Below are 22,049 nucleotides of genomic sequence, written 5' to 3'. Positions count from 1 at the left end.
ACCCAGCTCTGCGGGTGTGCAGCGTGAGGATCGCCGACTGGCCCCTCTAAGAGGTCAAGATCGAGTGCGTGAAGTGCGGCCTGAAAACCACCCTCCTCCGCGAGAAGCTGGAGGTAGTGTTCGAGTCGGACGCCGATCTGTTCTCCACCAGCAAGAGCGTCCGTATACGGGTGCCCGCGTCCGGGCGTGGTCGAGGGCCGGCCGCGTTCGGACTCGACGGAAGGGCCGTCTGACCGGCGGGGGCGAGCTGCACCTCGCGGGCCGCGCCGGAGACCGCATGTCGGCAGAATGCCCGTGGTCAGACATGCCAAGTTTCAAACACTTGGCGTGGCCGGGATCGGCGCGAGAACGTCGATGGTCCGGGTCGGGTGGTGCTGTGTCCGACGGCTCCGGTGGTCCGGGGCTGTCGCGTGTGCCTGGCTCCGCCAAGCGCCGGAGCCAGAGGTCGGCGAGGGCGGCACGAAGTGGACGGACAGGGTCGCGCGGGTGGAGATCGTCGGCCCCGGCTGGATCTGCGGCGTCAGATCGATGGTGAGCGCCAGGACGGGTGTCTCGCTGGCGTTGTGGATATCGGCGCCACGGTCTGTGTTTCCCAGGGCAGCGGCAGTTCACAGCAGTAATCGGTGCCAGATAGTCCTTAGAGGCACCAAGCTCGAGGCTGTAGTCATCACTATGTTGCGTGCCGGGACGCCCCGGTCGGAGGTGGGGGTCATCTGACACTTGCCACACAATGCCGGCCGCAAACGAAGCGCGACCAAGCGGTAGATCCGGCGGCGCATTGCCTTCCGTAAAGACGCCGCGCTGCCATCTCCGACGACTTGCCCCGGAGGGGCGCGCTCACACTCGTTGCGGGACCGAGGACCGGTTCAGCTTCGCTCGCATGCCCGTCTCGACGGCCGCGATATCCTGCGCTAGCTGGTGACGGGGCAGGGCGGCTTTCTCGACATGATCGCGCACTTCGGCGAGGTCTCGAAGGCGCCTTTCGAGAATGTCGTGAGCCGACTCGTCCCGCTGGGATCGTCTCTCGACGTCTGCGAACCAGGACTTCAGGCTGTCGAGAGCTACATGGATCATCCAAGTCTCGGTCACGTGGCAGTGGAAGGCATCAATGACCGCGTTGAAGACGTCGATCTTATCGCCCGGACGTGCGTTAACCGTCGCCGCGATCTGAACGTAATACTGCGCCGCAGAGCGGCACCTCTCCCGCAACTCGACGATCATGTCTCCGGCCCGCCCCTGGGCGATCGCACGGCTTGCCGCGAGCATCGCATCGCGCATCTGCTCAAGAGCACGCGGACCGTCGCCGCGCCCGGATACCTGGCGGGCCAGTTCCAGCATCGCATCGACCGCGATCACGGCTGAACGTCCCCTGATCTCGGGGGGAGGAACCGTATTGGTGAGGTCGACGATTCCGTTCCAATCCCGCGCGAGGCGCTTCGCCTCGAGCCAATTCGGCACAAGTTCTGGCCGAGTGCAACCGTTCGCGTGTGCCTGCCGGAACGCCTTATCCGCCTCGTCGGGCTTCGCGGGCTTGACCTTGAGGTGGCATTGTCCGAGGACGCAGTTCAGGTCACCGCTTTTCGGGTTCTCTTTGCGCGACTGCTGCGCCTTAAAAAGCGCGGCGTCATAGTCGTCGGCCTTCCACAAAGCCAGGATGCTCGCGATGGCGACCGCCACCTTGTCCTGAACCTTCGGGACCTGAGACCGCGTGCGCGCGCACTCCTTTTCAATACGGACGGGGTCCTGGACGCGGTCCCGCAGTATGCGACTCATTAACCGTAGAGGTTCCGGCGCCTCCAGCTTCGTTCCAGTGCTCGGATCACCTCGACTGGCGAATAGATGGTACTCCCGCAGCTTCGCTAGATCCCTGGTGATCTGCTCGTCGTCGACTAGCAAGACCTGCTTCAGCTCCAGTTGCGTCGTCTCACCCAGAACCGACAGGGCAAAGAGGGTGCGCGCTTGCGGGTCGGTCAGTTGGTCGAGTTCGCGTTTGAAAGCGAAGCGGCGAACGTCCTCGCCGGCTTGGTCCTTGTACTGATTGATGGCTGTGTTGATGTCGGCTCCAAGGCTGACCAGCCGCAGGATCGACGCGCAGAACACCGGCGAACCCAATGAGACGCGGTGGAGGCGACGCAGGACGCCGTCGTCGAGCGGCAGGCCTCGCTCGAGGGCCGTCATGCGCGCGTACTCGGCGAATTCCGCTTCGTCGAAGCCGCCCACCACGACGCGCTGGTCGTCACCGGCACTAAGCTCAAGCCGGGAGGTGAGCAGGAACCGCGCGCCCGCGTCGAAGGCGCGACCCGCGAGGACTTGCACCGTCGAGAACAGGTCGGCTTGCTGGTCTAAATCAAGGCTGTCGATGTCGTCGATCACAACCAGGGGCGGGAACATACGCAGGCCGGGGAGCACCAGGTCCAACAGCTCGGTGCGATCGTGGGCTTCCTCGACTTCCTCGGCCGTCGCTCCAAGTTCTCGCGCGAGCGCTCCGAAGAAGCCGTCGACGGTATCGAAGTCAGTCCGGGTGACGCCCACCCACTGGCCCAGGACCGCCGAATAGGCTTGCTTCTTCGCCGTAAGCCACACGACCTTCGAGAGCCACGACGGAGGACCGGACAGGATCTGCTTGCAGAACTCGAACGCAATACTGGTCTTGCCGGTCCCGCCTAGCGCCGTCAGAACCTTCACCGGCGTATGCCGCTCCGTGAGCCAGCCCCAAAGCTGCAGGAGGTAACCCGCTCGGCCGACGAACCTGATCAGATGAGGATCTTTGACCGGGAGATTGTTCTCCAGGTAGGGCGTTCGCTCCTCCGCGTCTTTAAAACGGCGCTGTGAGCAAACGAACTGGAGGCCTTGGAGGTCCGCCTGCACCGGCACGCACGCGTCGTCGATCCGGGCCAGGATGTCGTTCTTCCTGAACGCGGGCGACCGTTTGGGGCGCTCCGGCGCACCCCGCGCCATCTTGAGGACTGGGTCTCCGGCGCGGCGCATGGGGATGAATAGGAGGCCGATAGAGGGCCCGGAGCCGTCTGGGCCCGTAGGCAAGGCACGGAAGCGACAGGTAATCTTGGTCCTAGTGTAGGCGAGAAGCTGCTCGTTCAGCTTCTCGACCGTGAAACCCTCGGCGCCCAGGTTGGGGCAGCCGACCACCGCGGCGGGCGCGTACTGGTCGATCCCAGCCACGATGTAACCCCCGTACGAGTTGTGGAAAGCGACTACATCTTTCACGAGTTCAGCGAGAGCGTCCTGGTCGGCTGCCCTCTGCTCGGGCGTTCCGCGCCCGGATGTCGAAGGCAGCTCCCGCTTGTAATCCCACAGGCATGCCTCCCATGCGTGGGGTCGCCCCTGAGGGAGCAAGTAGGCGACCACCTCGTCGTCGAGGCACTCGTCGAGAACGAGCCGGTGCAAGGCCGCTTCGGCTCTGAGCCCCGTGAAGGGCGCTGCAGTTCCTCCGGCCGCGGAAGCTATGGACATCAATGGTCTCTCCGGCTCACCAATTACTATCGGCGCTCACACCGTCCGCGACGCCGGTGACGTGCTCGCTACCGTCAACAGCGGTCCCTGAGCAGTGAGCGCGCCGTCGCGCGTCAGCCCCTCGATTTGCGCTCCAATGATCTCCCGCAGCTGCGCGCTCGTCGCCTTGAACCCGAGCATCCGCGCGACCGCCGGGACGATTTCTTCGGCGCTCGCCCCGAAACTCCCCGCCACGATTTCCTGGATCGCCGCGCGCAGCTCGAACGGCGGCAGCATCTCCGGCCGCCGCAGCGTGCCGGACCCCGCCAAGCTGCGGTCGCGCACGGTGATCGCCTGGCCTGGTAGCGCGAGGAACGGGCCGTCCCGCTCGATTCCCCCGCGCGCGCGCGCCGCCTCGATGCCGCGCTCGACGGCTGCCTGGATGCGGGGGCCACTGCGCTGCAGGCCCCAGGCCTGACGCACGCGGGCGGTCACTTCGTCGACGTGTACCGGCCCTTCGACCGCCACAACCTGCTCAACGAGGCCGGCCAGCAGTCCCGTGGGCGTCTCGTGCAGTTCGGGCTGGCCGCGCGGGGCGTTGGGCACCAGTTCGACGTAGAGGCGGCTGGGCTGCTCGTCTGTGCGCTCGCTCAGACCCACTTCGATGACATCGGCCCGCTCGATCGTTACGACCTCGATAGGGACGGCTCGGGTGTGCGCCCCGCCGAACTCCAGGCGTGCGTCGAGTTCGATCTTGGCAGCCTCGACCGCCGCGACCGTCCGCTCGAGCTGCTCCTCGGGGCGCTGGAACCAGTCCGTGCTCCAGATCCGGTGGATGATCCAGCCGTGGTCCTCGAGCACGGCTTGGCGCAGCCGGTCACGGTCGCGCGCCGAGCGGGACGCGTGATAAGCCGCCCCGTCGCACTCGATGCCCAGGAGATAACGCCCCGGCCGCTCTGAGTCGGCGATGGCGAGGTCGATGAAGAAGCCCGCCAGACCGACCTGTGGGTGAACCTGGTAGCCGCGAGCCTGCAGGGCGCGTGCGACCTGCGCCTCGAACACGCTGTCGTGGTCTCGCCCCGTCGTCTGCGCGACTCCGAGCCGCCCTGTACGGGCGTAATGCAGGAACAGCTTGAAGGCTAGCACGCCCCGGCCCTTGGCGCGTTCGAGGTCGATGTCCTCATCGGTGATCGAGGCGTAGACTTCGCAGCGCCGCTTTGCTCGGCTGATCAGAACGTTAAGTCGCCGCTCGCCTCCCTCCGCGCTCAAGGGCCCGAAGCGCATGGCCATGTAGCCTTGCGCGTTGCGCCCGTAGCCCACCGAGATCATTACGACGTCGCGTTCGTCGCCCTGTACGTTCTCGAGGTTCTTAACGAAGAACGGCTCGTTCGGGTGATCCTGGAAGAACGCCTCCGTCTCTGGGTTAAGCCGGCGCAGACGCTCGACCTCGTCCTGAATGGCGCGGCGCTGACGCACCGAGAACGCCACGACGCCCAAGCTGAGTTTCGGGTGGGCTAGCGCGTGCCGGAGCACGGCCTCGGCCACGGCCTTCGCCTCCACCGGGTTGGTGCCGGTGTTGCCGCTGTCGAACACCCCGTCGGCCACTTCGTGGTAGCGCAGGCCCATCCCAGCTTCGCCGGTGTAGGGGCTCGGCACGATGAACAGCTTGTTCTCGTAGAACTGGCTGTTCGAGACGGCGATCAGCGACTGATGTCGGCTGCGATAGTGCCAGCGCAGCATGCGCTGGGGCAGCCCGCGGGCGGTGAACAGGCCGAGTACGCTCTCTACGTCAGCGACCTGGGCAGTGCCATCGTCGTCCTCATCGCCCGCGCCGCCGGTCATCTTGGAGAAGAAGCGGGTCGGCGGCAGCTGCTTCTCGTCACCGACCACGACGACTTGGCGCGCGCGGGCGATGGAGCCCAGCGCGTCGACCGGCTGGATCTGGCTCGCCTCGTCCATCACGAGGAGGTCGAACTCGATCACCCCCGGCGGCAGGAACTGCGCCACCGAGAGCGGGCTCATCATCAGGACAGGCTTGAGCGCCTGGATTGCGGGAGCGGCGCGCTGCACGAGCTGCCGGATCGGCATGTGCCCGCGTCTCCGCGCCATCTCGGCCCTCAGGACACCGAGCGGCCCGACCCCGCCTGCGACCTTCGGAATACGTCGGTGGTGAGCGCGGGCAACCTCGACGCGGGCTAGGGCGATACGCTGCCGGTCCAGATCGGCGAACTGGGCGGCCAGTCGCCCGTGCAGCTCGCCGTCGAAGCGGACGAGCGCCGGATCGTCCTTCGCGAGCTTGCGAAACAGTGCCTCGAAGTAGGCCATCTCGAAGGCGGGTCGGGCGGTATCCGGCGCGAGTCGGCCGTCGGCGAGTCGGTCGACAAGCTCGCCGAGCCCGAGCTCTCGGGCGCGATTGGCGCGCTCGCGATAGGCGACCCATTTCGACAGACCCTCGATCCCCACGCTCCAGCGCGCAAGACCGGCGGCCAGCGCCTCCGTCGGGATTGTGGTAGCACCTGCCTGGGTGAACAGCGCGACCACGTCGAGCCTCAGCTCCACGAAGAGCGCGTCGAGGCTGGCGGCCAAGCGGTTGGCCTCAGCCGCGGCCGCCTCCGCCTGCCTAGCCAGTGCGGCCCGGTCCGGGACGCGGGCGGCTTGCTCGCGAATCTCGGCGTTGTCCCAGATCCAAGCTGCGGCGGCTTTGAGGGCAGGCCAGTCGGAACTCGGGCCGCGCCAAGCAGGCCCGAATGCGGTGCGGCCGAGGGCGTCCGCCGCCTCGAGCGCGTCGGCGGCCTCCTGTGCGGCGGCTAGGCGCGCGAGCAGGGCGAGGCGGTGGGCAACGGTCGTGTCGGCCGCGATCATCACCGCACGGCACCCCACGTCGAGGGCGGCGACGGCCCCCGCGCGATCGGCCAGCCGCGCGAGGGGAGCCCGGTCGACGCCCGTCACGTCCGGGAAGGCCGAACCGTTCGCATCGCCGAGGTCCGCCCAGTGGCGGAGTGCGAGCGGGGTGAGCTCCTCGTGCAGTCGCGCGAGGGCGGAGGCTCGCGCCTCGAGGTCGGCACGGTCGGGTAGGCGGCTCGCGATCAGGCGCGGTTCGGCACCGAGGCCGCGCAGGCTGCGCATCCAGGCGACGAGGGCCTGGAGTGGCTCGGGCCGGGACCGTTCGGCTCGCCAGTCGGCGCCGAACGCCGCCCGTCCAAAGGCGTCCTCGGCCTTCAGGAGCGCGACCGCCGTTTTGCCGGCCTGGAGCGCGTCGAGGGCGGCGAGCACAGCGGGCAGCGGGGTGTTGGGCGAAGCGAGCACCGTCTTCACGAGGCGGTTGGCCGCGCGCCACTCGCCCGATAGGAACCGGGTGAGGCCCGTACCCTTGGCTGCGAGAACTTGGCGAACCACGGCGAGTTCCGTCGTCCAGGCGGCCTCGGTCAGGACGCCCGCGGTCGCCGCACGGTTCTGGGCGAGCGTGACCGCCGCCTTGGCGAGGTCTTCTGCCTGATCGATCCCCCGCTCCCAGACGGTCGCGGCGAAGGCCTCGGGGCTCGCGTCTGGGGCATCCGCCACGCGCCGCGCGGTGGCAACAAGCCGCTCGATGTCATTTAGGGTCTCGGTGGCTCCCGCGGACCCGAGCCGCCCCTTCAGGTCGCGGGCGGCGGTCAGCACTCGCGGGACCTGCGCCTCGATTGCGGCCGCGCGGGCGAAGCCTTCGGCCGGGAAGGCTTTCGGCAGGGTCTCGAGCCCGGCGCGCAGGCCTGTGAGGTCGATCCCGTAGGCCTCTGCCCGTACTACGCCGGAGAGTTCGGCGACGAGCGCGGCGTGGGCACTCCCGCGCTCGAGCAGCGTGGCGAGCTCGGGTCGATGCGTACTCCACGCGTCGCAGCCGAGGGCTGCGTCGCCGAGAACCGTCGGTGCCCCGGCGAAGCGCTCGGCCAGCGCGGCGGCGAGCTCAAGGTCGCCGAGGGACGCGAGCCCCGGTCGCCCGAGCGGGCCGCATACAGCCTCAGCCTCGTCGCGCGCTGCCGCCAAAGTCCCCCGCAGGTCGGCGAGGCGGAGCTTCAGCCGCTCGACGTCGGTCGGCAGGATCGCCTCGAGGCCCACACCGCGCCAGGGGTGGTCGTCCGGCCGGCCGATGTCGGAGACGCGCTGGGCGAGCTCGGTCAGTAGATCGTCGCGCCGGCGTACCCCGTCCGCGTCCCAGGACGGCGCCGCGGACAGTTCGAGATCCGACGGGCGTTCGCCATCCTGGCGCAGGCGCGTGAGGTGCCCAATAACTTGGTACGGAGTGAGACCTGAGGGGGTGTGCTCTTGGTGGAGCCTCGCCGGATGGGCATTCAGCGCATCGCGCGCCTCCGTCAGGCGGGCGATCAGGTTCGCCTCGGCACCCGATTGGGGGGCGCCGAGCTCCCATGTGCGGCGCAGCTCGTCGAGCATTGCGCGCTTGTTGGCCTTGTTGGAGTGCAATTCGAGACAGGCGTCACCGACCCCCGCACCGTCAAGGCGCCGCTTGACCACCTCGAGCGCAGCCATCTTCTCGGCGACGAACAGCACGCTGCGCCCGTCGGCGACCGCCGCCGCGATGATGTTGGCGATCGTCTGTGACTTGCCGGTCCCGGGCGGTCCCTGGATGACGAGGTCGCGACCGCGCCGCACCTCGTGCACCGCCACCGATTGCGAACTGTCGCAGTCGACGATGTGAAGTTGGTCGGCCGGCCCGATGTGCGGGTCGATCGACGCGTCCTCGCTGATGAGGTCCTCGGCCGCCGGGAAGCCATCGGACAGAAGTGCCCGGATGTTCGCGCGATCCGTGAAGCGGGCGCCCACTGGCCAGTTGGCCGGGTCGAGGTCGCGGTACATCAAGAATTTTGCAAACGAGAAGAAGCCGAGCACGATGTCGTCGGGCAAGACCTCCCAGCCCGGCTTCAGCGCCACCGCCTGCGCCACATTGGCGGCGTAGGCGGTCGGGTCGAAGTCCTCGCCAAGCTCCATCCCGGGCAAGCGGATCGTATGAACGCGCTCGAGATAGACTTCGAGCGAGAGGTTGGGAGCTTGCTCCTCGCCACGCCACCGCAGGCGAAAGCGCTCGGCGGCCGAACCACGCTCGAGCCTGACTGGTAGCAGGGTCAGGGGCGCGTACCGGACGTTGGCCGCATTATTCGGGTCGATCCACTTCAGCGTGCCGAGCGCGAGGTAGAGGACGTTGACGCCCTGCTCCTCTTCGAGCGTGCGTGCATCAACGTAGAGGTCGAGCAGGCGCTTCTGCAGCCCCTCCGAAGTCAGGCGGGTCTGTAGTTTGGTGTCGGCGTGGCGACTGTAGACGCCGCGCTCATTGAGGGTGTCGGTCTCGGGCTGAGGCAGCGCATCGACTTCGTCCGGCTCGGCCTCGGCCTCGGGGATGTCAGAAGCGTCTGGTTCGGCCTTCGTCCGGCTGACGCGGCCGGGTAGAAAGGTAAAGGTCTTGCCATCATGCAGAAGCATCCGAAACACCTCGGACGCCTTCTCGTCGACGATCTCAAGGGATTTCACGCTCTTGGTTGAGCGCGGCATATTGAGCAGACGGTTGCGCGCGGAGAGGTCGAGGAGCTCGGCGCGCGCCCGCTCGACCTTGGCGTCTACGGGCAGATCTGACTGGAAGACTGACCCGGAGCTATCGTCCTTCATAGCTGACGCCGTTCCCGCCATTTTTTCCTCCGTCGAGGAACTTGAACGATATTCCGGCCTAGTTTGTCTATGGCCATTTAGACACGGGTCGGCGAACGGATTGGGTCGTCGATGTTGTGTCGGTGGATCGGCGGGGGCGAGCTGTAGCTCGTTGGATGCATTCGAGGCGGTTTGTCGGCAGAATGCCCGTGGTCAGACGTGCCAAGGTTCAAACACTTGGCAGGGTGCGTAAGGGCGCGACTTCAGCGAGGTGCCTACTTGGGCGTCCTCTCCCGTCTGCAGTACGTTTGTCAGCATCAAGCTGTCGGCAGTTCCGCCAAGCGCCGGAGCGCACGAAGTGGACGGACAGGGTCGCGCGGGTGGAGATCGTCGGCCCCGGCTGGATCTGCGGCGTCAGATCGATGGTGAGCGCCAGGACGGGTGTCTCGTCCCCCTCAGGAAGGGCCGCCTCGTCGTCGGCTGCGGCCGTGACGCGGGTGCTCGCGTCATGCCGGGTCCGGAGCGGGCGGCGCTCGCTGATGTAGCCGCACTGACTGTGCAGCGTAAGTGCGCCGCATCTGTCGGGAGCAGGATTGAGGTCGATCGCGATCGGGGGTGGCCGCTGCGGCTCCGCCGCTGGTGGCCTGAACAGCCATGGATGCTGCAGGGCTCGCGCGAGGTGGCGTGGGGCGGTGTCGATCAGGCGGCTCGTCGTGAACGTCGCGACGGCGCGGCGGTGATAGATTTGGTGGTGGGTGAGCATGAAGGGGCGCCCGCTGAAGGGACGCCGCACCGGGACTGCGGCGACGGTTCTGGGTAAGGGTGCTAGGAGGTGGCGCTCGTTGTGAACAGGCGTATAAGTGCAGATCAGGTAAGTCGTGCCTGCAGCAGGGTTCCGGTGCGGCGCCGTCGATCGACAGGTCCTGTTTTAAACTACAGTGATTCGTTTTGATATAGAGCAGCTTCGCAGAACTCTGATGAAGCTATCGAGGTTTTGTGCCAGGTGGGGGACTGTGGCAGGTCTGTGCTGAGCTCGCTGCCTGAACCGAAATCTATATGCTTCTGTGGTGAGCGCGGGTGGCAGTGGTCCACTGCGGAAGCCCCGGCGCGGTTCGTCTGCCGTGCCGGGGATGAAGCGGGGTGCGGTCGCCCGCCCGCTTAGGGCGGGCGACCGCTATAGTCGGGCCGTGTCAGGCGGCGTGAGCGACCCGCTTGACGAAGTGGCGGGTCGCGTGTGGCCGCGTCGGCCGCGATGGGGCGGAGGGTATGTTGGTCATGGTCCGTGCGCTCGGTACCGGGGTGGGGACGGGCACGGGTGCGGGCGCGGTCGCCGCGACGAGGTCGAGTTCGCCGTCGACGAGCCACAGGTCGGTGTAGCGGCGGTGCAGTGCGCGGGCGTGGTCCGGGACGCCGGCTGCCGCTATGGCCGCGAACGCGTGCTCCAGGGTCAACGGGACGAACGGGATCGGGCCGGCCTGCGGGTCGATGAGTTGGTGCGTGTAAGTTGCCGCCGCTGAGTGCGCGAGCTGGTTGTGGGTCGGGGCAACGAAGGCCAGCGTCGCCGTGTCTGCGAGTCCGGCCGTGAGCATGGCGCTCGCGAGGCAGTGCTGGCGGTAGAGTTGCTGGCAGGAAGAGCCTGTGAGGGTCGGGTCGTCCGGGTTTACGAACAGGCCGGGGGTGGTGCGGGCGATCTGTGTGTGCTGAGGGTGTGGCGGTGGCGCGGGCTCGTGACCGGCTTCGCTGTACTTGATCTCGACGCAAAGTAGCGCCCTCGCCCCGGTCGCGTCCCGGCCGCGCAGGACGACGTCGTAGGCAGTGCGGTCGGCGGTGAAGTGGTGGTCGCCGCGGCCGGGCGAGTGCTCGAATAGGATGTCTTGGACCTCGGTCAGAGTCTTGGGGAACAGCTCAGCGACGAACCGAGTGGCCAGTTGCAGGTCGCGAGCGAGCAGGCCGAACAGGTTGAAGACCAGCGGCTGCGAGGACAGCAGGTTGGTCCTGAGGCGGTCGATGTCGTAGGCAGCGCCTGGCTCGCGGTAGGCGAGCGCCCGGTTGACCACCGGGACGATGTCCGGATGAAGGAAGTTGGCTCCGAGGGTGCCAGCTGCGGTCGAGATGCGTGAGCCGAGACGGCGGGGGCGATGCGGCTCGCGGCGGTCGAAGTGAGTGCCGATCGCCAGGCCGCGGTCCTCGCGCCAGAGCGCCTGCATGAAGCGGGCGGCGGCCTTGAAGCGGTGGTCGGCGGGGACGAAGACATGGTGCTGGCGGCGCTGAGCCTCGGGGATGAGGGGCACGCGTTCGATCGGTCCGAGGCCGCTGGGGTCGAGGAGTGCGCGGGCGGCGTCCGCGACGGGCGTGGGGTCGTTGGCGCTAACGGGCGGCAGGGGGGCGGTGATGTCCATTGGGGTGGTCCTGAGTCACGGCCGCGGTGGTGCGGCTGGACTGGGTTCCCGGACGGGGCAGCGCGATTAACGATGGAGGAGGAAGTGCGGCTTGGACTCCTGCCAAACGGCCGGCGCGCATCGGTGTAGCCGGGCGGGTGCCTGGGCGTCGTCGCCGGTCGAGGTGCTAGTCCGCCAGGGGGGCGCAGTCGCCGTCGTCCGCGTCGGCGGCGGTACGGCAGAATGCCGGCAGGGGGCGTAGGGAAGGTAGGCGCAGGTAGTGCACTACCACCGCCACCGCTCGGCCGGCTGCGTACGCCTCGTCTTGGTCTGGCTGATGTTTTCGCGAAGATAGCGGGTTCGATAGCCGGGATGCACTTGCTACCGTGCGTCAAAGCGCCGTCGCGCCTTCCGAGATGCGCCATCAGCGGACCTTCGGGCGAAATCATCTGAATCGCCGCTTGGAGTCCGACAGCTGCCGTTGAAATGGAATGGTCAGTCCGGCGACCACAATGTCCCCATGTCGTGCCACATAAAGTTGACCCTGACCTTTGGGTGTCGATACGGTCGCCGTCATGGCCAGGGCATACTCATACATCCGCTTCCCGCGCCCGGGGCAGATGCGTGGCGAAAGCCTCCCCCGGCAGCGCGAGGCCGCAGATAAGTGGGCGGCCGAGAAGGGGCTCGTGATCGACGAGAGCCTCACGAACCTTGGGCTTAGCGCCTAGTTGTAGCTGTGGCGTGGGTGAGCTGCCGGCATCCCGGCCGCCCAGGCATCATCGCCGATTCGTCTCCGAGAGCGCCGTCGAGCATGTTGATCCGACTGTGGGGGAATTGGCTCAGGGCGAGTGATGTCGACAGGGCGGTACGTTCGGCGAGAAATCCCGTCGCCTCGCCTGCGCTAGTCACCTTCCAGGTGACGAGCGGGACCAAGATGCTGCTCGACGCTTGCGTCCGCCTCCTTGCCTATTCGAATCAGTTTATCGCGGAAGGCATCCCAGTCCGGCTCCTGTTCGAAGACGGTCCTGCGATGGGGTACCTCGACCGGATGGGGTTTTTCGATCACCTCTCGCCTGCGGTTGAGGTGTCGCCGGATCGCCCTGCCGTGTCCGGCGCTTATGTGTTCGGGGGCAACAATCGGGGTCTCGTAGAAATCTGTGCCATCCGCCCGGGGATGGATGCCCACGACCTGATCCTCAAGCTGAAGGGGACCATTGGCGCGACCTGCGGAGGTCGGACCGATTTTCCGCAATTTGAGGATGCGATGACGACGATCCTCTCGGAGCTCATCGGAAACGTGTACCTGCACGGTGGTGTCGGTGCGACCGGGCATGCAGCCTTCCAATCGTACACTGCCTCCAACAAGGCGCGTGTCGTGGTCTCCGATAATGGGCGGGGGCTGATGCAAACCATCCGGCCCCCTTTGGAAGATCGAGACCCGAGCTATCGCCACGTTCGGGACGTAGACCTGCTTGTGGAGATGTTTCGCGATGGCCTGTCGCGTTTCGACGACCCCTCCCACGGAAATGGGCTGAAGGGGTGCGCGACCAAGGCGATCAAGTATCGAGCCACGCTCGACGTGCGGCTCAGGTCGCAAGCGGTGACGCTGGTGCCATCGGGGCAGGCGTACCTTCCGAACACCGCCATCCTCTCATCGGAGTTGCCGGAGCTCGCTGGAACCCACATCGCTTTTGAGCTGTCTCTTGTCTGACGCCATCATCACCGCTTAAATGACGGACATGAACCAGGTGCTAAGATGATCGTGCTTCGCGATATGATGCCCAAGTCCGAGGGCTGGGGCCGGGAGATGGGTCGACCGGTTTTCTCGAAGCTCGTCGAGCATGTCGAACGCAATCCCGATCAGACGATCTTCCCGATCTCCTTCAAGGGCGTGAAGCAGGTCGACTACTCCTTCGCGTCAGAGACGGTCGTTCAGCTCGCCCGCCGCTACAAGGGTGAGAAGGGGTTCTACCTTTTCGAGATCGCCACGCCCTACATCGAGGAAAACGTCGACGCGGCCGCCCGGCGTGTCGAGCAGCCGCTGGTCATCGCCGACGCGAAGGGCCATCGGTTCATCGGTTCCGAACCCAGCGCCGGATCGAAGGCTGCCCTTGATTTCGTCGTGGCACGGTCGCACGCACGTGCCGCCGAAATTGCGGACGCTATCCACGTCACGGTGGCGAACGCCTCCATGAAGCTCAAGCAGCTCTGGTCGAGCGGCTTCCTGCTTCGGCGGGAAAGCGTCGCCGATACAGGCGGCGTCGAGTTCATCTACCAGCGCATCGCCTAGGTCATCGAGGACCGTGGCAAACGGGCCCTTGACGACGTTCGGCCGCGTCCCCATAAATGGCTTAACTTATGGAGATTGGCGCGCTGCCCATCTCGATGGAGATGCGCATGTTCCTCGATCACCGCCTGGCCCACCGCAAGGCCTACCTCATCAACCTGCTCGCGCGCATGTGCGCCGAGCTCGACATCACCGAGAGCCGGCTACAACAGGCCAAGGAGCGATACGAGGGCGTCGCCCGGTGGCTCGCCGACGGCGAGCACTTCCTGTTGCACGACCTCTCCATCTACCTGCAGGGCTCCACCGCCCTCGGGACGTCAGTGCGTCCCATCGGCAAGAACGAACACGACGTCGATCTCGTCGCGTTCATGCCCGCGGGGACCACCGTGTGGACGCCCGCCTACATCAAGAAGGTGATCGGCGACCGCCTCAAGGCGCACGCCACCTACGCCCGGCTGCTGGAGGAGAAAATCCGGTGCTGGCGGCTGGTCTACGCAAACGAGTTCCATCTCGACATCACGCCGGCGATCCTGAACATCGCCTGCCGCAACCAGGGTGAACTCGTCCCCGACAAGAGCCTGCGGGAGTGGAAAGGCAGCAACCCGCGCGGGTACCGCAAGGCGTTCGAGACGCGTGCGGCGCTGGTGCCGGTCATCATGCTTACGAAGGCGTTCGACGAATCGATCAAGAGCCGCGCCGACATTGAGCCGTTCCCCGTCACCTCCAGTGGCCGCAGCATCCTGTGCAGGATCGTGCAGGTGGCCAAGCGGCACCGCGACGTCCACTTCGAGGCTCGGGATCTCGCCCTCTGGCCGATCTCCGTCATCCTCACTACGCTGATCGCGTGGAGCTACGAGCGCTGCGTCAGGGCGGGGGTCTACGACACCGAGTTCGACCTCATAATCGCCGTGCTGCGGGGGATGCCGGACTTCATCGGCCGGACGCTACCGGACGGATCCCCGGGCTGGCACATCCCGAACGAGACCACCGTCGACGAGAACTTCGCGGAGCGCTGGAACGACGACCCGGACAAGGCGCATGCCTTCTTCACCTGGCACGCCAAGGCGGTCGCCGACATGGAGAACCTCGCGCACGTCGATGGCGCCGACCAGGTGCGGAAGCGGATGGACGAGTCGTTCGGCCCCCGTCCGGTCGACGCTGCCTTCACCGCGCTGGACAACGAGATCGCCAGCGCCCGCCGCTCCGGTCTGCTGGGGGTAGCGCCGCTCGTCGGGCTGACCGCCGCGCCGGCCATCGCGGCCGCAGTCCCCGTCAGGAACAACACCTTCTTCGGGCGGGACTGCGGATGAGCGCCCCCTCCCGTCCGCGGCGCCTCACGCTCGCCCAGCAGCACGTCAACCTCAAAGGCAGCCCCATCACCCGGGGCGATGGCGGCATCGCGGGCGGCGCGCTGACATGGCGGTTCAAGGCCTCCCCGTCGCCTATCTCGCGCATGTACGATCTGCGCCTGATGTATCGGGTCAACGGGGTGCCGGCCACCTTCGTCGATCAGCCCGACCTGACCTCCCTCGCGAGCGGAGCGAGGATTCCGCATCTCTACTCCGAGCGGCCGGCGCGGCTCTGCCTGTACCTTCCCAGCGCCTACGAGTGGCGGCCCTCAATGCTGCTGGACCGCACCATCGTGCCCTGGGCGGTCCTCTGGCTCTGGTACTTTGAGGACTGGCTGGCGTCCGGAGAGTGGCGGGGCGGAGGCGTCCATGTCTCCCCCGATGTCGAGGCCGAGATCATCGCCAACAATCCCGGCCTCATCGAGGTCCCTCAGCCCGAAAAGGAGGCCGCGTGATGGAAGCCGGCATCGACGCTCCCGAATTCCGTAAGATCCTCACCCTCGACGGCGGCGGCATCCGCGGCGTCTTCCCGGCCGCCTTCCTCGCCAAGCTCGAAGAGCATCTCGACCAGCCCATCGGCCGCTACTTCGACCTGATCGTCGGCACCAGCACCGGCGCGATCATCGCTGCGGGGCTTAGCCTCGGCCTCAGCGCCGGGGAGATCCTTCGCTTCTACGAGGAAAAGGGTCCCGCCATCTTCGACCAGCACCGCGGCCCGATCGCGAACTGGTTCACGAGGCGGGCGCGGTCGGCTCGCCACTGGATGGGTACGAAATATTCCAACGCCAGCCTTCGAGAGGCGCTGGACGAGGTGATTGGCGGTCGCCTGATCGGCGAAAGCCATACCCGCCTCGTCATCCCGGCCTGGCATCCAATTCTGGAGCGCGTCTACCTCTACAAGACCGCCCATCACCCACGCTTCGAGACCGACTACCGCCAGCCGGCGGTCGACGCTGCAATGGCGAGCGCCGCGGCGCCGACCTTCCTCGACCCATATCTTACGAAGGAGGAGATCGAACTGGTCGACGGCGGCGTTTGGGCAAACAATCCCATCGGCGTCGCAGCGGTCGAGGCGGTGGGTGTGCTGCAGTGGCCGGGTGACCGGCTCAAGATCCTAAGCATTGGAACGACCAACGACGTGAAGGCACCTAGCCGGATTGGAGGCAAGCTCGGTGCAGCGCCGAACCTCGCCCGACTCTTCATGGCCGGTCAGTCCCACAGCGCCCTCGGCGCCGCGAAGATCATCACGGGCGACGTGCACGACCGCAAGGCGATCTGGCGGATCGACCAGACCGTCCCGCTGGACCGCTACACGCTCGATGACGTCTCGCGCATCGCCGAGATGAAGAATCGGGCCGTCGTCGAGGCGCGCGAGCAGCTTCCCGACCTACGCCGTCACTTCTTCGGGGAGGTCGCCCCGGAGTTCGAACCCTTCCACCGGCTGCCAGCCGTGAAGGCCGCGGCGTAAGGAAACGCAGGATAGCATGATGGCGAATACACCGCCGAAGTCCGGGCAACCCTGGACGCCCCAGGACACGCGGACCCTGCGCTACCTGGCCAACGAGAACACGCCGACGCGTGTGATGCACATGCCCGTGGCTCCATAGGTCCCGTCCGCGATTCCAGAACAGGTCCGTTTGGTCCGAGGCGTAGCGTCAGCTTCCAGGGCCGCTTCGCCTTCCGAGCGGACATTTGAATAGGCGGGGCGGGAGGTCCGCAACGGGTCACGAGTTCGCGTCAGCCTTGCTCAACTCGGCGGGGTGGTAATGCGCTTCTCTCGCGGGGGCGAGCTACAGGTCGCAGGCGAGATCGAAGGTGTCATGTGGCCAGAACTAACCCGGCGAGTGGTGCCAAGTTTCAAATACTTGGCAAGGCCAGGATCGGTGTGGAGAACGGCGATGGTCCGGGTCGGGTGGTCGGTGCTGAAGTCAGCTGAGGCGTAGTGCTCAGGGGCACCCAGCCGTATGGTCGTGGTGGCAGGTCACGGGGCCAGGGGGTAACTCATCCGCCCGCCGTGGCATTCGGCGGCGCCCACCGTGGGGACGCCGTAAGCAGTTGGGGGCGGCCCTGCCGGGCCACCTTCTCTACCGCCGGCTGGGGTAATTCTCGCTCTGATGTAGGGGTCGTGATGGCCGCGCGGCAGGCGTCGACCCCGTCGCCCTACTCAGCGATACGGAGTTGCGGCATGTCGAACGGCCGCGCTCTCAGCGGTCGCCGCCATCCGTGGCCTGTGCCCGTTGCAGGCGCCAGGCCGGCACTTGGTTTGGGTCGAGCCGGGCACTCCGCTCCATCATGAACCGGCTGAATGAAGACGTTGTTGACAGGACCGCGTCGCCGATTGCCAGCCGTAGCCGCCGCTGACCGCTCTCCTCAATGTCGTCGGTCTTGCGCAGCAGGCTCTGCACTCGGTGGAGGTCGACCGTGCCGCCCGCGATCAGCGCCGCGGCGTTCATGGCATGGTCGGGGGCCTCGGTGAAGCACCATAGCCAAAGCAGGTGCTCTGCGCTCGCCAACCGCGTCGGCACGCCGAACCATGGGCAGGTGATTGCCTCGGCCAGCAGCATCGTCTCAGTCGCACCGGTGCAGGGCCCCAGCGTCAGGGTGATGGGTCGCCGGCACTGGTGCGGGTCCATGTGTGCTGCGAAGCGAGCCCGCGTCGCTCGTACGAACTCCGTGGCGCGCTCGCCCCCATCCGCTCCGAGGTCGGCGACGATCTCGATCTCGCCGACGAAGCGGGCCTGCTCGTGCAGCGTCAGGGCGATGCGGCCGACCACGGCGTAGGCGAGCCTGGCCGCGTCAAGCCGCCCAATGACGTCGCAGAAGATCGCCGGCAACATCCCGGGCGTCGGGTTGCCCGGGTCGGTGACGTCGACCAGCAGCGCCTTGATGTCGGCCCAGCAGCCGCCCATGCTGCGTGTCCTTCGTCTCAGGCGAGCGTGCGGTAGTGGGCGTCCGAGCGCACCGTGTGATGCTCCCCGGTCAGGCCGAACAGCCTCAGCATTTCGGCGATCATGTCCGGCCGCTGCAGGCGGCGGTCGGCATAGAGGGTGAACAGCGCTGGTCCGCGCATGTAGACCACCCGCCCACGCGGGAACGTTTCATACTCGTGACCCGCAATGGCCGGCGGCAGGCCGCGGCGGCGCAGAGCGGTCGCCCCGAGTCGGCGCCACGCCTCCCAGACCTTGTGGTGCCCGCGCGGGTGGGTGAGGCAGTCGCCGTAGGGCTCCGCCTCTGCCAGGGTCGTGCGGTCGGTGACCAGCACTGTGTGCTCACCATCCGGCACGCCCCAGAAGATGCCGACCGACGGCATGGTCGCTGGCTCGTGTTTAGGGCACTTCAGCCCACGTCCATCCGCGAGGTGCATAGGTTGTTCTTCCGGGAGGCGGGTCGTACTCATGGCTTCAGGATGTCCTCGGGCCTTGTGATCGGCTTGTCCGCTGGTCCTTCCTCCTCCTGCTCCGGGTAGCCGAAGCGGCGGGCGAGGTCGGTGGCGCTCTCTCGATTTCCGGCGCCGATCGCATGGCAGGCGGCGAAGTAGATCGTCGTCGCCGTCTCTAGCGCGCCCGGTGGCCCGAACGCGGCGTTGATGGGTAGGTATTCTGCCGTCCAGCGACCCTGTCCATCGCGGTCGATCAATGCCGGCTTGGTCTTCGAGCAGAAGGCGTAGCTGATGCTCGCCTGCCCACCCTGTCGCGGCGTCTTGCGGCCGTAGTTGCCGTCCGGGTGATGCGACTGCCAGCGCTTGAGCACGACCTTGAACAAAGCCTCCGCCTTCGCGGTGCCGGCCAGATCCTTCTCCTCAATACTGAACCAGTTGCAGGTGTCCATGTGGCAGCGCCCGGGGATCAACTCGGCCGCGTTGGTCGTCGCAGGCGTCAAGGTCAGGCAGGCGAGGAGAGTCGCGAGCTTTCCGGTTCTCAGTCTGTGCATGGAGCCACTCCGATCACGGTTCTGGGGGCTTGGCCGGGCATCGTCAGAACACGAACTTCCAGTCGATCCGCCGCATCGGTGCATCGGCGTCGGCGAGGGCCGCGGAGCACATCACCACGATGTCCTGCCGCACCGCCTTCGCGCCGGCCCGTACTGGGTTCGGCTTGACCAGAAAGCACAGGCCTTTGGCCGGCCAATGCCGCTGCTGGTCGGGGGAGCCGACCGTCATCAGTGTCACGTGAGTCAGGCGGAGCGCGTAGCCGTAGGCGTTCTGCATATCTGGCGCCTGGGCGGTCGCGAAGTTGACCACCATCTCCGGCTTCGCCTGCCCCTCCCGGTAGCCGGTGACGAAATTCACCTTGCCCTGCCCGTCGTCGACGAAGCGGAAGTCCTGGTTGCAGGGGGCAGGTCTCCCGTCGAGCTTGAGTTCGAGGCACCCACCGGTCTTGGTCTCGTCGACCGGCGGGTTTGCCCAAGCCGGCGAGATGGCAAGAACGAGGGACAATGGCAGGATCGCGCGCATCATGGGGGTGGTCCGTCGAAGGGGGAGAGGAAAGGCATGTGGTCCGGGCGCTAAGGCGGCGGACCGACACGGCTTGCGGTCAGCGGCGCGTCAGCGCGCCGTCGAAGCTACAGGCAGGCCCATGAAAATCGCCGCAGCCTTGCTCCTCCATCCGCACGCGCTTACGGTCTGCGCCGAAGCGCAGAGTGAGCTCGCAGGCTGCCTCGTCTTCCTTCAGGCTGAGCCGTAACGTGTCGGTATTGATCCGGCGGGCAACGCCCGAGACGGTGCCCGAACACGCGTTGGGGATGCCGGTGAAGGCCGCGACCGAGTACATGGCAGCCGATCCTGCCTGATGGACCGAAGATACTTTGAGGGTGAGGCGACCTTCGCCTCGCCCCTGGTAATGTCCTTCGAAGGACGGGTTCGCCTGTATGGGTGTCACCGAAATCGCGAGGAGGACGCCGAGGCACATCATGGTCGGGATCGAGTGCACGGGCCGGTGAAGGTGCAGCACTCGACGGATCTGGGCAGCATGACGGGGTAGAGTGGACATGACGAAGGGGTCTCGCGGACGCTCCGGCGGAGCTGAGGAGAGGTATTCCCGTTGCCCCTTCGCGAATTTACAGATGGACGCAGATTCCTGCCGCGGCCGGCGGTCGCACCCCTTCCCGAGCCGCAATTCTCAGACTGGGTCGGACGGCCGGCGAAAGGCAGCACTCGTCCGTCCGCTGGGCCGGCCGACCGCGTAGACCTGCAGCCCGTGCCGGCCGCGCAGGTCGTCGGTGATCGCCCGCAGCGCACCTGTCCGACGTCAGCACCTGTGGGACAGAATGAGGGTCTTCCCGAACGGAGGATGGCTGGTTCATCGTAGCCCCTGAGGAGCGAAGATGAAGCAGCCATCCGNCTGTCCGACGTCAGCACCTGTGGGACAGAATGAGGGTCTTCCCGAACGGAGGATGGCTGGTTCATCGTAGCCCCTGAGGAGCGAAGATGAAGCAGCCATCCGGACCGGCCAAGAAGCCGGCAGAAGCGGTGATCAAGGACATCCGCCGGGCCACACGTCGGCAGTTCTCGTCCGAGGAGAAGATCCGCGTGGTGCTGGAAGGCTTGCGCGGCGAGGACAGCATCGCCGAGCTGTGCCGGCGCGAGGGGATCGCCGCCTCGATGTACTACGGCTGGTCGAAGGAATTCCTGGAGGCTGGCAAGAAGCGCCTGTCCGGCGACACGGCGCGTGCGGCAACGACGGACGAGGTGCGGGATCTGCGCCGCGAGACGGGGGCGCTCAAAGAGGTCGTGGCTGATCTCGTGCTGGAGAATCGCCTGCTCAAAAAAAGTATGAGCGGGGCTGGGGGCGACGAGGCATGAGGTACCTGGCCCCCGAGAAGCTGGAGATCATCCGGCTGGTCGAGCAATCCCACCTGCCGGTGCGTGCCACCCTGGACAAGCTCGGCATCACGCGCTCGACGTTTTACCGCTGGTACGACGCCTACCAGCGCGGCGGCCCAGAGGCATTGAAGGACCATCCTTCGCAGCCGAGCCGGGTCTGGAACCGCCTGCCTGCGGAGATCCGCGAGCAGATCGTTGCCCTGGCCTTGGAGCAGCCTGAACTCAGTCCGCGTGAGCTGGCGGTGCGCTTCACCGACGAGCGGCGCTACTTCGTCTCGGAAGCGACCGTCTACCGGTTACTCAAATCTCAGGACCTGATCACAAGCCCGGCCTATATCGTCATCAAGGCCGCCGACGAGTTCCGCGATAAGACCACCGCGCCCAACCAGCTTTGGCAGACGGACTTCACCTACCTGAAGGTCGTTGGCTGGGGCTGGTACTACCTGTCGACGGTCCTGGACGACTTCTCACGCTACATCGTNCAACCAGCTTTGGCAGACGGACTTCACCTACCTGAAGGTCGTTGGCTGGGGCTGGTACTACCTGTCGACGGTCCTGGACGACTTCTCACGCTACATCGTTGCCTGGAAGCTGTGCACGACGATGCAGGCCAGCGACGTCACCGCCACGCTCGACCTGGCGCTGGGTGCGGCGGGGCTCGATCAGGCGCGGGTGATGCCGCGGCCCCGCCTGCTCTCCGACAACGGACCGAGCTACGTCGCCAGCGACCTGGCTGACTGGCTCGGCATTCGGGGCATGACCCACATCCGCGGTGCGCCATGCCATCCGCAAACGCAGGGCAAGATCGAGCGTTGGCATCAGACGCTCAAGAACCGCATCCTGCTCGAACACGCCTACTTGCCCGGCGAGTTGGAGACGCAGGTTGCCGACTTCGTCGAACACTACAACCATGACCGAGCCCATGAGAGCCTGAGCAACCTCACGCCCGCTGACGTCTACTTCGGACGCGGCGAAGGGATCCTGGCCGAGCGGGAACGCATCAAGCGCCAGACCCTCATGGAACGACGCTTGCGCCACCACGCGCAGGCCGCCTAACCTCTCACCCCAGATGGACCAGAGCCTCCGCTCCTGAACACCGCTGAATGTCCCAAATCATCTGACGACGGACA

Annotated in this window: 15 protein-coding genes and 2 pseudogenes; 8 read left to right on the top strand and 9 right to left on the bottom strand. The window is 66.6% G+C overall.

Annotated features, from left to right (window positions below):
- Window positions 1-837 precede the first annotated feature (837 nt).
- From ASF49_RS08365 to ASF49_RS08355, 4 genes are all read right to left on the bottom strand, one after another.
- Entirely contained in the window at window positions 838-3,471 is a 2,634-nt protein-coding gene (locus ASF49_RS08365) for a hypothetical protein (protein WP_156652939.1), read from the bottom strand.
- A 36-nt stretch (window positions 3,472-3,507) separates the two neighbouring features.
- A complete protein-coding gene (locus tag ASF49_RS08360; protein WP_056470618.1) occupies window positions 3,508-9,126 on the bottom strand; it encodes a DUF3320 domain-containing protein in 5,619 nt (1,872 codons plus the stop codon).
- A gap of 187 nt (window positions 9,127-9,313) precedes the next feature.
- Complete coding sequence (locus tag ASF49_RS23560) at window positions 9,314-9,847, bottom strand: hypothetical protein (protein WP_156652938.1); 534 nt, start codon at window positions 9,845-9,847, stop codon at window positions 9,314-9,316.
- Between the two features lie 427 nt (window positions 9,848-10,274).
- A complete protein-coding gene (locus ASF49_RS08355; protein ID WP_056470616.1) occupies window positions 10,275-11,483 on the bottom strand; it encodes a PGN_0703 family putative restriction endonuclease in 1,209 nt (402 codons plus the stop codon).
- A gap of 913 nt (window positions 11,484-12,396) precedes the next feature.
- Between ASF49_RS08355 and ASF49_RS08350 the strand changes: the two genes are divergently transcribed.
- From ASF49_RS08350 to ASF49_RS24705, 6 genes are all read left to right on the top strand, one after another.
- Window positions 12,397-13,173 carry a hypothetical protein gene (locus ASF49_RS08350; protein WP_056470614.1) on the top strand — a complete coding sequence of 259 codons (777 nt, stop codon included), beginning with the start codon at window positions 12,397-12,399 and terminating at the stop codon, window positions 13,171-13,173.
- Between the two features lie 45 nt (window positions 13,174-13,218).
- Window positions 13,219-13,752: a hypothetical protein gene (locus ASF49_RS08345; protein WP_056470611.1), complete on the top strand. Its 534-nt coding sequence runs from the start codon at window positions 13,219-13,221 to the stop codon at window positions 13,750-13,752.
- Window positions 13,753-13,859: 107 nt separating this feature from the next.
- The gene (locus ASF49_RS08340; RefSeq protein ID WP_056470798.1) at window positions 13,860-15,059 is read left to right on the top strand and encodes a nucleotidyltransferase domain-containing protein; all 1,200 of its coding nucleotides are present in this window, start codon (window positions 13,860-13,862) and stop codon (window positions 15,057-15,059) included.
- Window positions 15,056-15,553, top strand: coding sequence for a hypothetical protein (locus ASF49_RS08335; protein ID WP_200930027.1), 498 nt, complete (start codon window positions 15,056-15,058; stop codon window positions 15,551-15,553). Before ASF49_RS08340 ends, ASF49_RS08335 begins: the two co-directional genes overlap by 4 nt.
- Window positions 15,553-16,566 (top strand): CBASS cGAMP-activated phospholipase, encoded by a 1,014-nt coding sequence (locus ASF49_RS08330; RefSeq protein ID WP_056470609.1) that lies wholly within the window; start codon window positions 15,553-15,555, stop codon window positions 16,564-16,566. The genes ASF49_RS08335 and ASF49_RS08330 overlap by 1 nt, the downstream gene beginning before the upstream one ends.
- A 16-nt stretch (window positions 16,567-16,582) precedes the next feature.
- Entirely contained in the window at window positions 16,583-16,705 is a 123-nt protein-coding gene (locus ASF49_RS24705; RefSeq protein WP_272481497.1) for a hypothetical protein, read from the top strand.
- 597 nt (window positions 16,706-17,302) lie between these two features.
- Here the strand turns inward: ASF49_RS24705 and ASF49_RS08325 are convergent.
- From ASF49_RS08325 to ASF49_RS23555, 5 genes are all read right to left on the bottom strand, one after another.
- Window positions 17,303-18,007 carry a hypothetical protein gene (locus tag ASF49_RS08325; protein ID WP_056470607.1) on the bottom strand — a complete coding sequence of 235 codons (705 nt, stop codon included), beginning with the start codon at window positions 18,005-18,007 and terminating at the stop codon, window positions 17,303-17,305.
- Between the two features lie 17 nt (window positions 18,008-18,024).
- Window positions 18,025-18,360, bottom strand: coding sequence for a hypothetical protein (locus ASF49_RS08320; RefSeq protein WP_243214860.1), 336 nt, complete (start codon window positions 18,358-18,360; stop codon window positions 18,025-18,027).
- A gap of 131 nt (window positions 18,361-18,491) precedes the next feature.
- A complete protein-coding gene (locus ASF49_RS08315) occupies window positions 18,492-19,028 on the bottom strand; it encodes a hypothetical protein (RefSeq protein ID WP_156652937.1) in 537 nt (178 codons plus the stop codon).
- Window positions 19,029-19,071: 43 nt separating this feature from the next.
- A complete protein-coding gene (locus ASF49_RS08310; RefSeq protein ID WP_056470596.1) occupies window positions 19,072-19,554 on the bottom strand; it encodes a hypothetical protein in 483 nt (160 codons plus the stop codon).
- 76 nt (window positions 19,555-19,630) lie between these two features.
- Entirely contained in the window at window positions 19,631-20,047 is a 417-nt protein-coding gene (locus tag ASF49_RS23555) for a hypothetical protein (RefSeq protein ID WP_162240960.1), read from the bottom strand.
- A gap of 476 nt (window positions 20,048-20,523) precedes the next feature.
- Here ASF49_RS23555 and ASF49_RS24415 point away from each other — a divergent pair.
- Both ASF49_RS24415 and ASF49_RS24410 read left to right on the top strand, forming a co-directional pair.
- Window positions 20,524-21,400, top strand: a pseudogene (locus ASF49_RS24415) (helix-turn-helix domain-containing protein); the annotation flags it as partial.
- A gap of 83 nt (window positions 21,401-21,483) precedes the next feature.
- Window positions 21,484-21,975: pseudogene (locus ASF49_RS24410) on the top strand (transposase); the annotation flags it as partial.
- Between the last annotated feature and the right edge of the window lie 74 nt (window positions 21,976-22,049).

The sequence above is a fragment of the Methylobacterium sp. Leaf104 genome (assembly GCF_001422885.1).
In the GTDB taxonomy this organism is placed as follows: Bacteria; Pseudomonadota; Alphaproteobacteria; order Rhizobiales; family Beijerinckiaceae; genus Methylobacterium.
This window is presented reverse-complemented; position numbering and strand designations above follow the sequence as displayed.

Coding starts and splice junctions, on each gene's coding strand:
- ASF49_RS08365 (WP_156652939.1), bottom strand. CDS start 3,471: ATGTCCATAGCTTCCGCGGCCGGAGGAACTGCAGCGCCCTTCACGGGG.
- ASF49_RS08360 (WP_056470618.1), bottom strand. CDS start 9,126: ATGGCGGGAACGGCGTCAGCTATGAAGGACGATAGCTCCGGGTCAGTC.
- ASF49_RS23560 (WP_156652938.1), bottom strand. CDS start 9,847: ATGCTCACCCACCACCAAATCTATCACCGCCGCGCCGTCGCGACGTTC.
- ASF49_RS08355 (WP_056470616.1), bottom strand. CDS start 11,483: ATGGACATCACCGCCCCCCTGCCGCCCGTTAGCGCCAACGACCCCACG.
- ASF49_RS08350 (WP_056470614.1), top strand. CDS start 12,397: ATGCTGCTCGACGCTTGCGTCCGCCTCCTTGCCTATTCGAATCAGTTT.
- ASF49_RS08345 (WP_056470611.1), top strand. CDS start 13,219: ATGATCGTGCTTCGCGATATGATGCCCAAGTCCGAGGGCTGGGGCCGG.
- ASF49_RS08340 (WP_056470798.1), top strand. CDS start 13,860: ATGTTCCTCGATCACCGCCTGGCCCACCGCAAGGCCTACCTCATCAAC.
- ASF49_RS08335 (WP_200930027.1), top strand. CDS start 15,056: ATGAGCGCCCCCTCCCGTCCGCGGCGCCTCACGCTCGCCCAGCAGCAC.
- ASF49_RS08330 (WP_056470609.1), top strand. CDS start 15,553: ATGGAAGCCGGCATCGACGCTCCCGAATTCCGTAAGATCCTCACCCTC.
- ASF49_RS24705 (WP_272481497.1), top strand. CDS start 16,583: ATGATGGCGAATACACCGCCGAAGTCCGGGCAACCCTGGACGCCCCAG.
- ASF49_RS08325 (WP_056470607.1), bottom strand. CDS start 18,007: ATGGGCGGCTGCTGGGCCGACATCAAGGCGCTGCTGGTCGACGTCACC.
- ASF49_RS08315 (WP_156652937.1), bottom strand. CDS start 19,028: ATGCACAGACTGAGAACCGGAAAGCTCGCGACTCTCCTCGCCTGCCTG.
- ASF49_RS08310 (WP_056470596.1), bottom strand. CDS start 19,554: ATGATGCGCGCGATCCTGCCATTGTCCCTCGTTCTTGCCATCTCGCCG.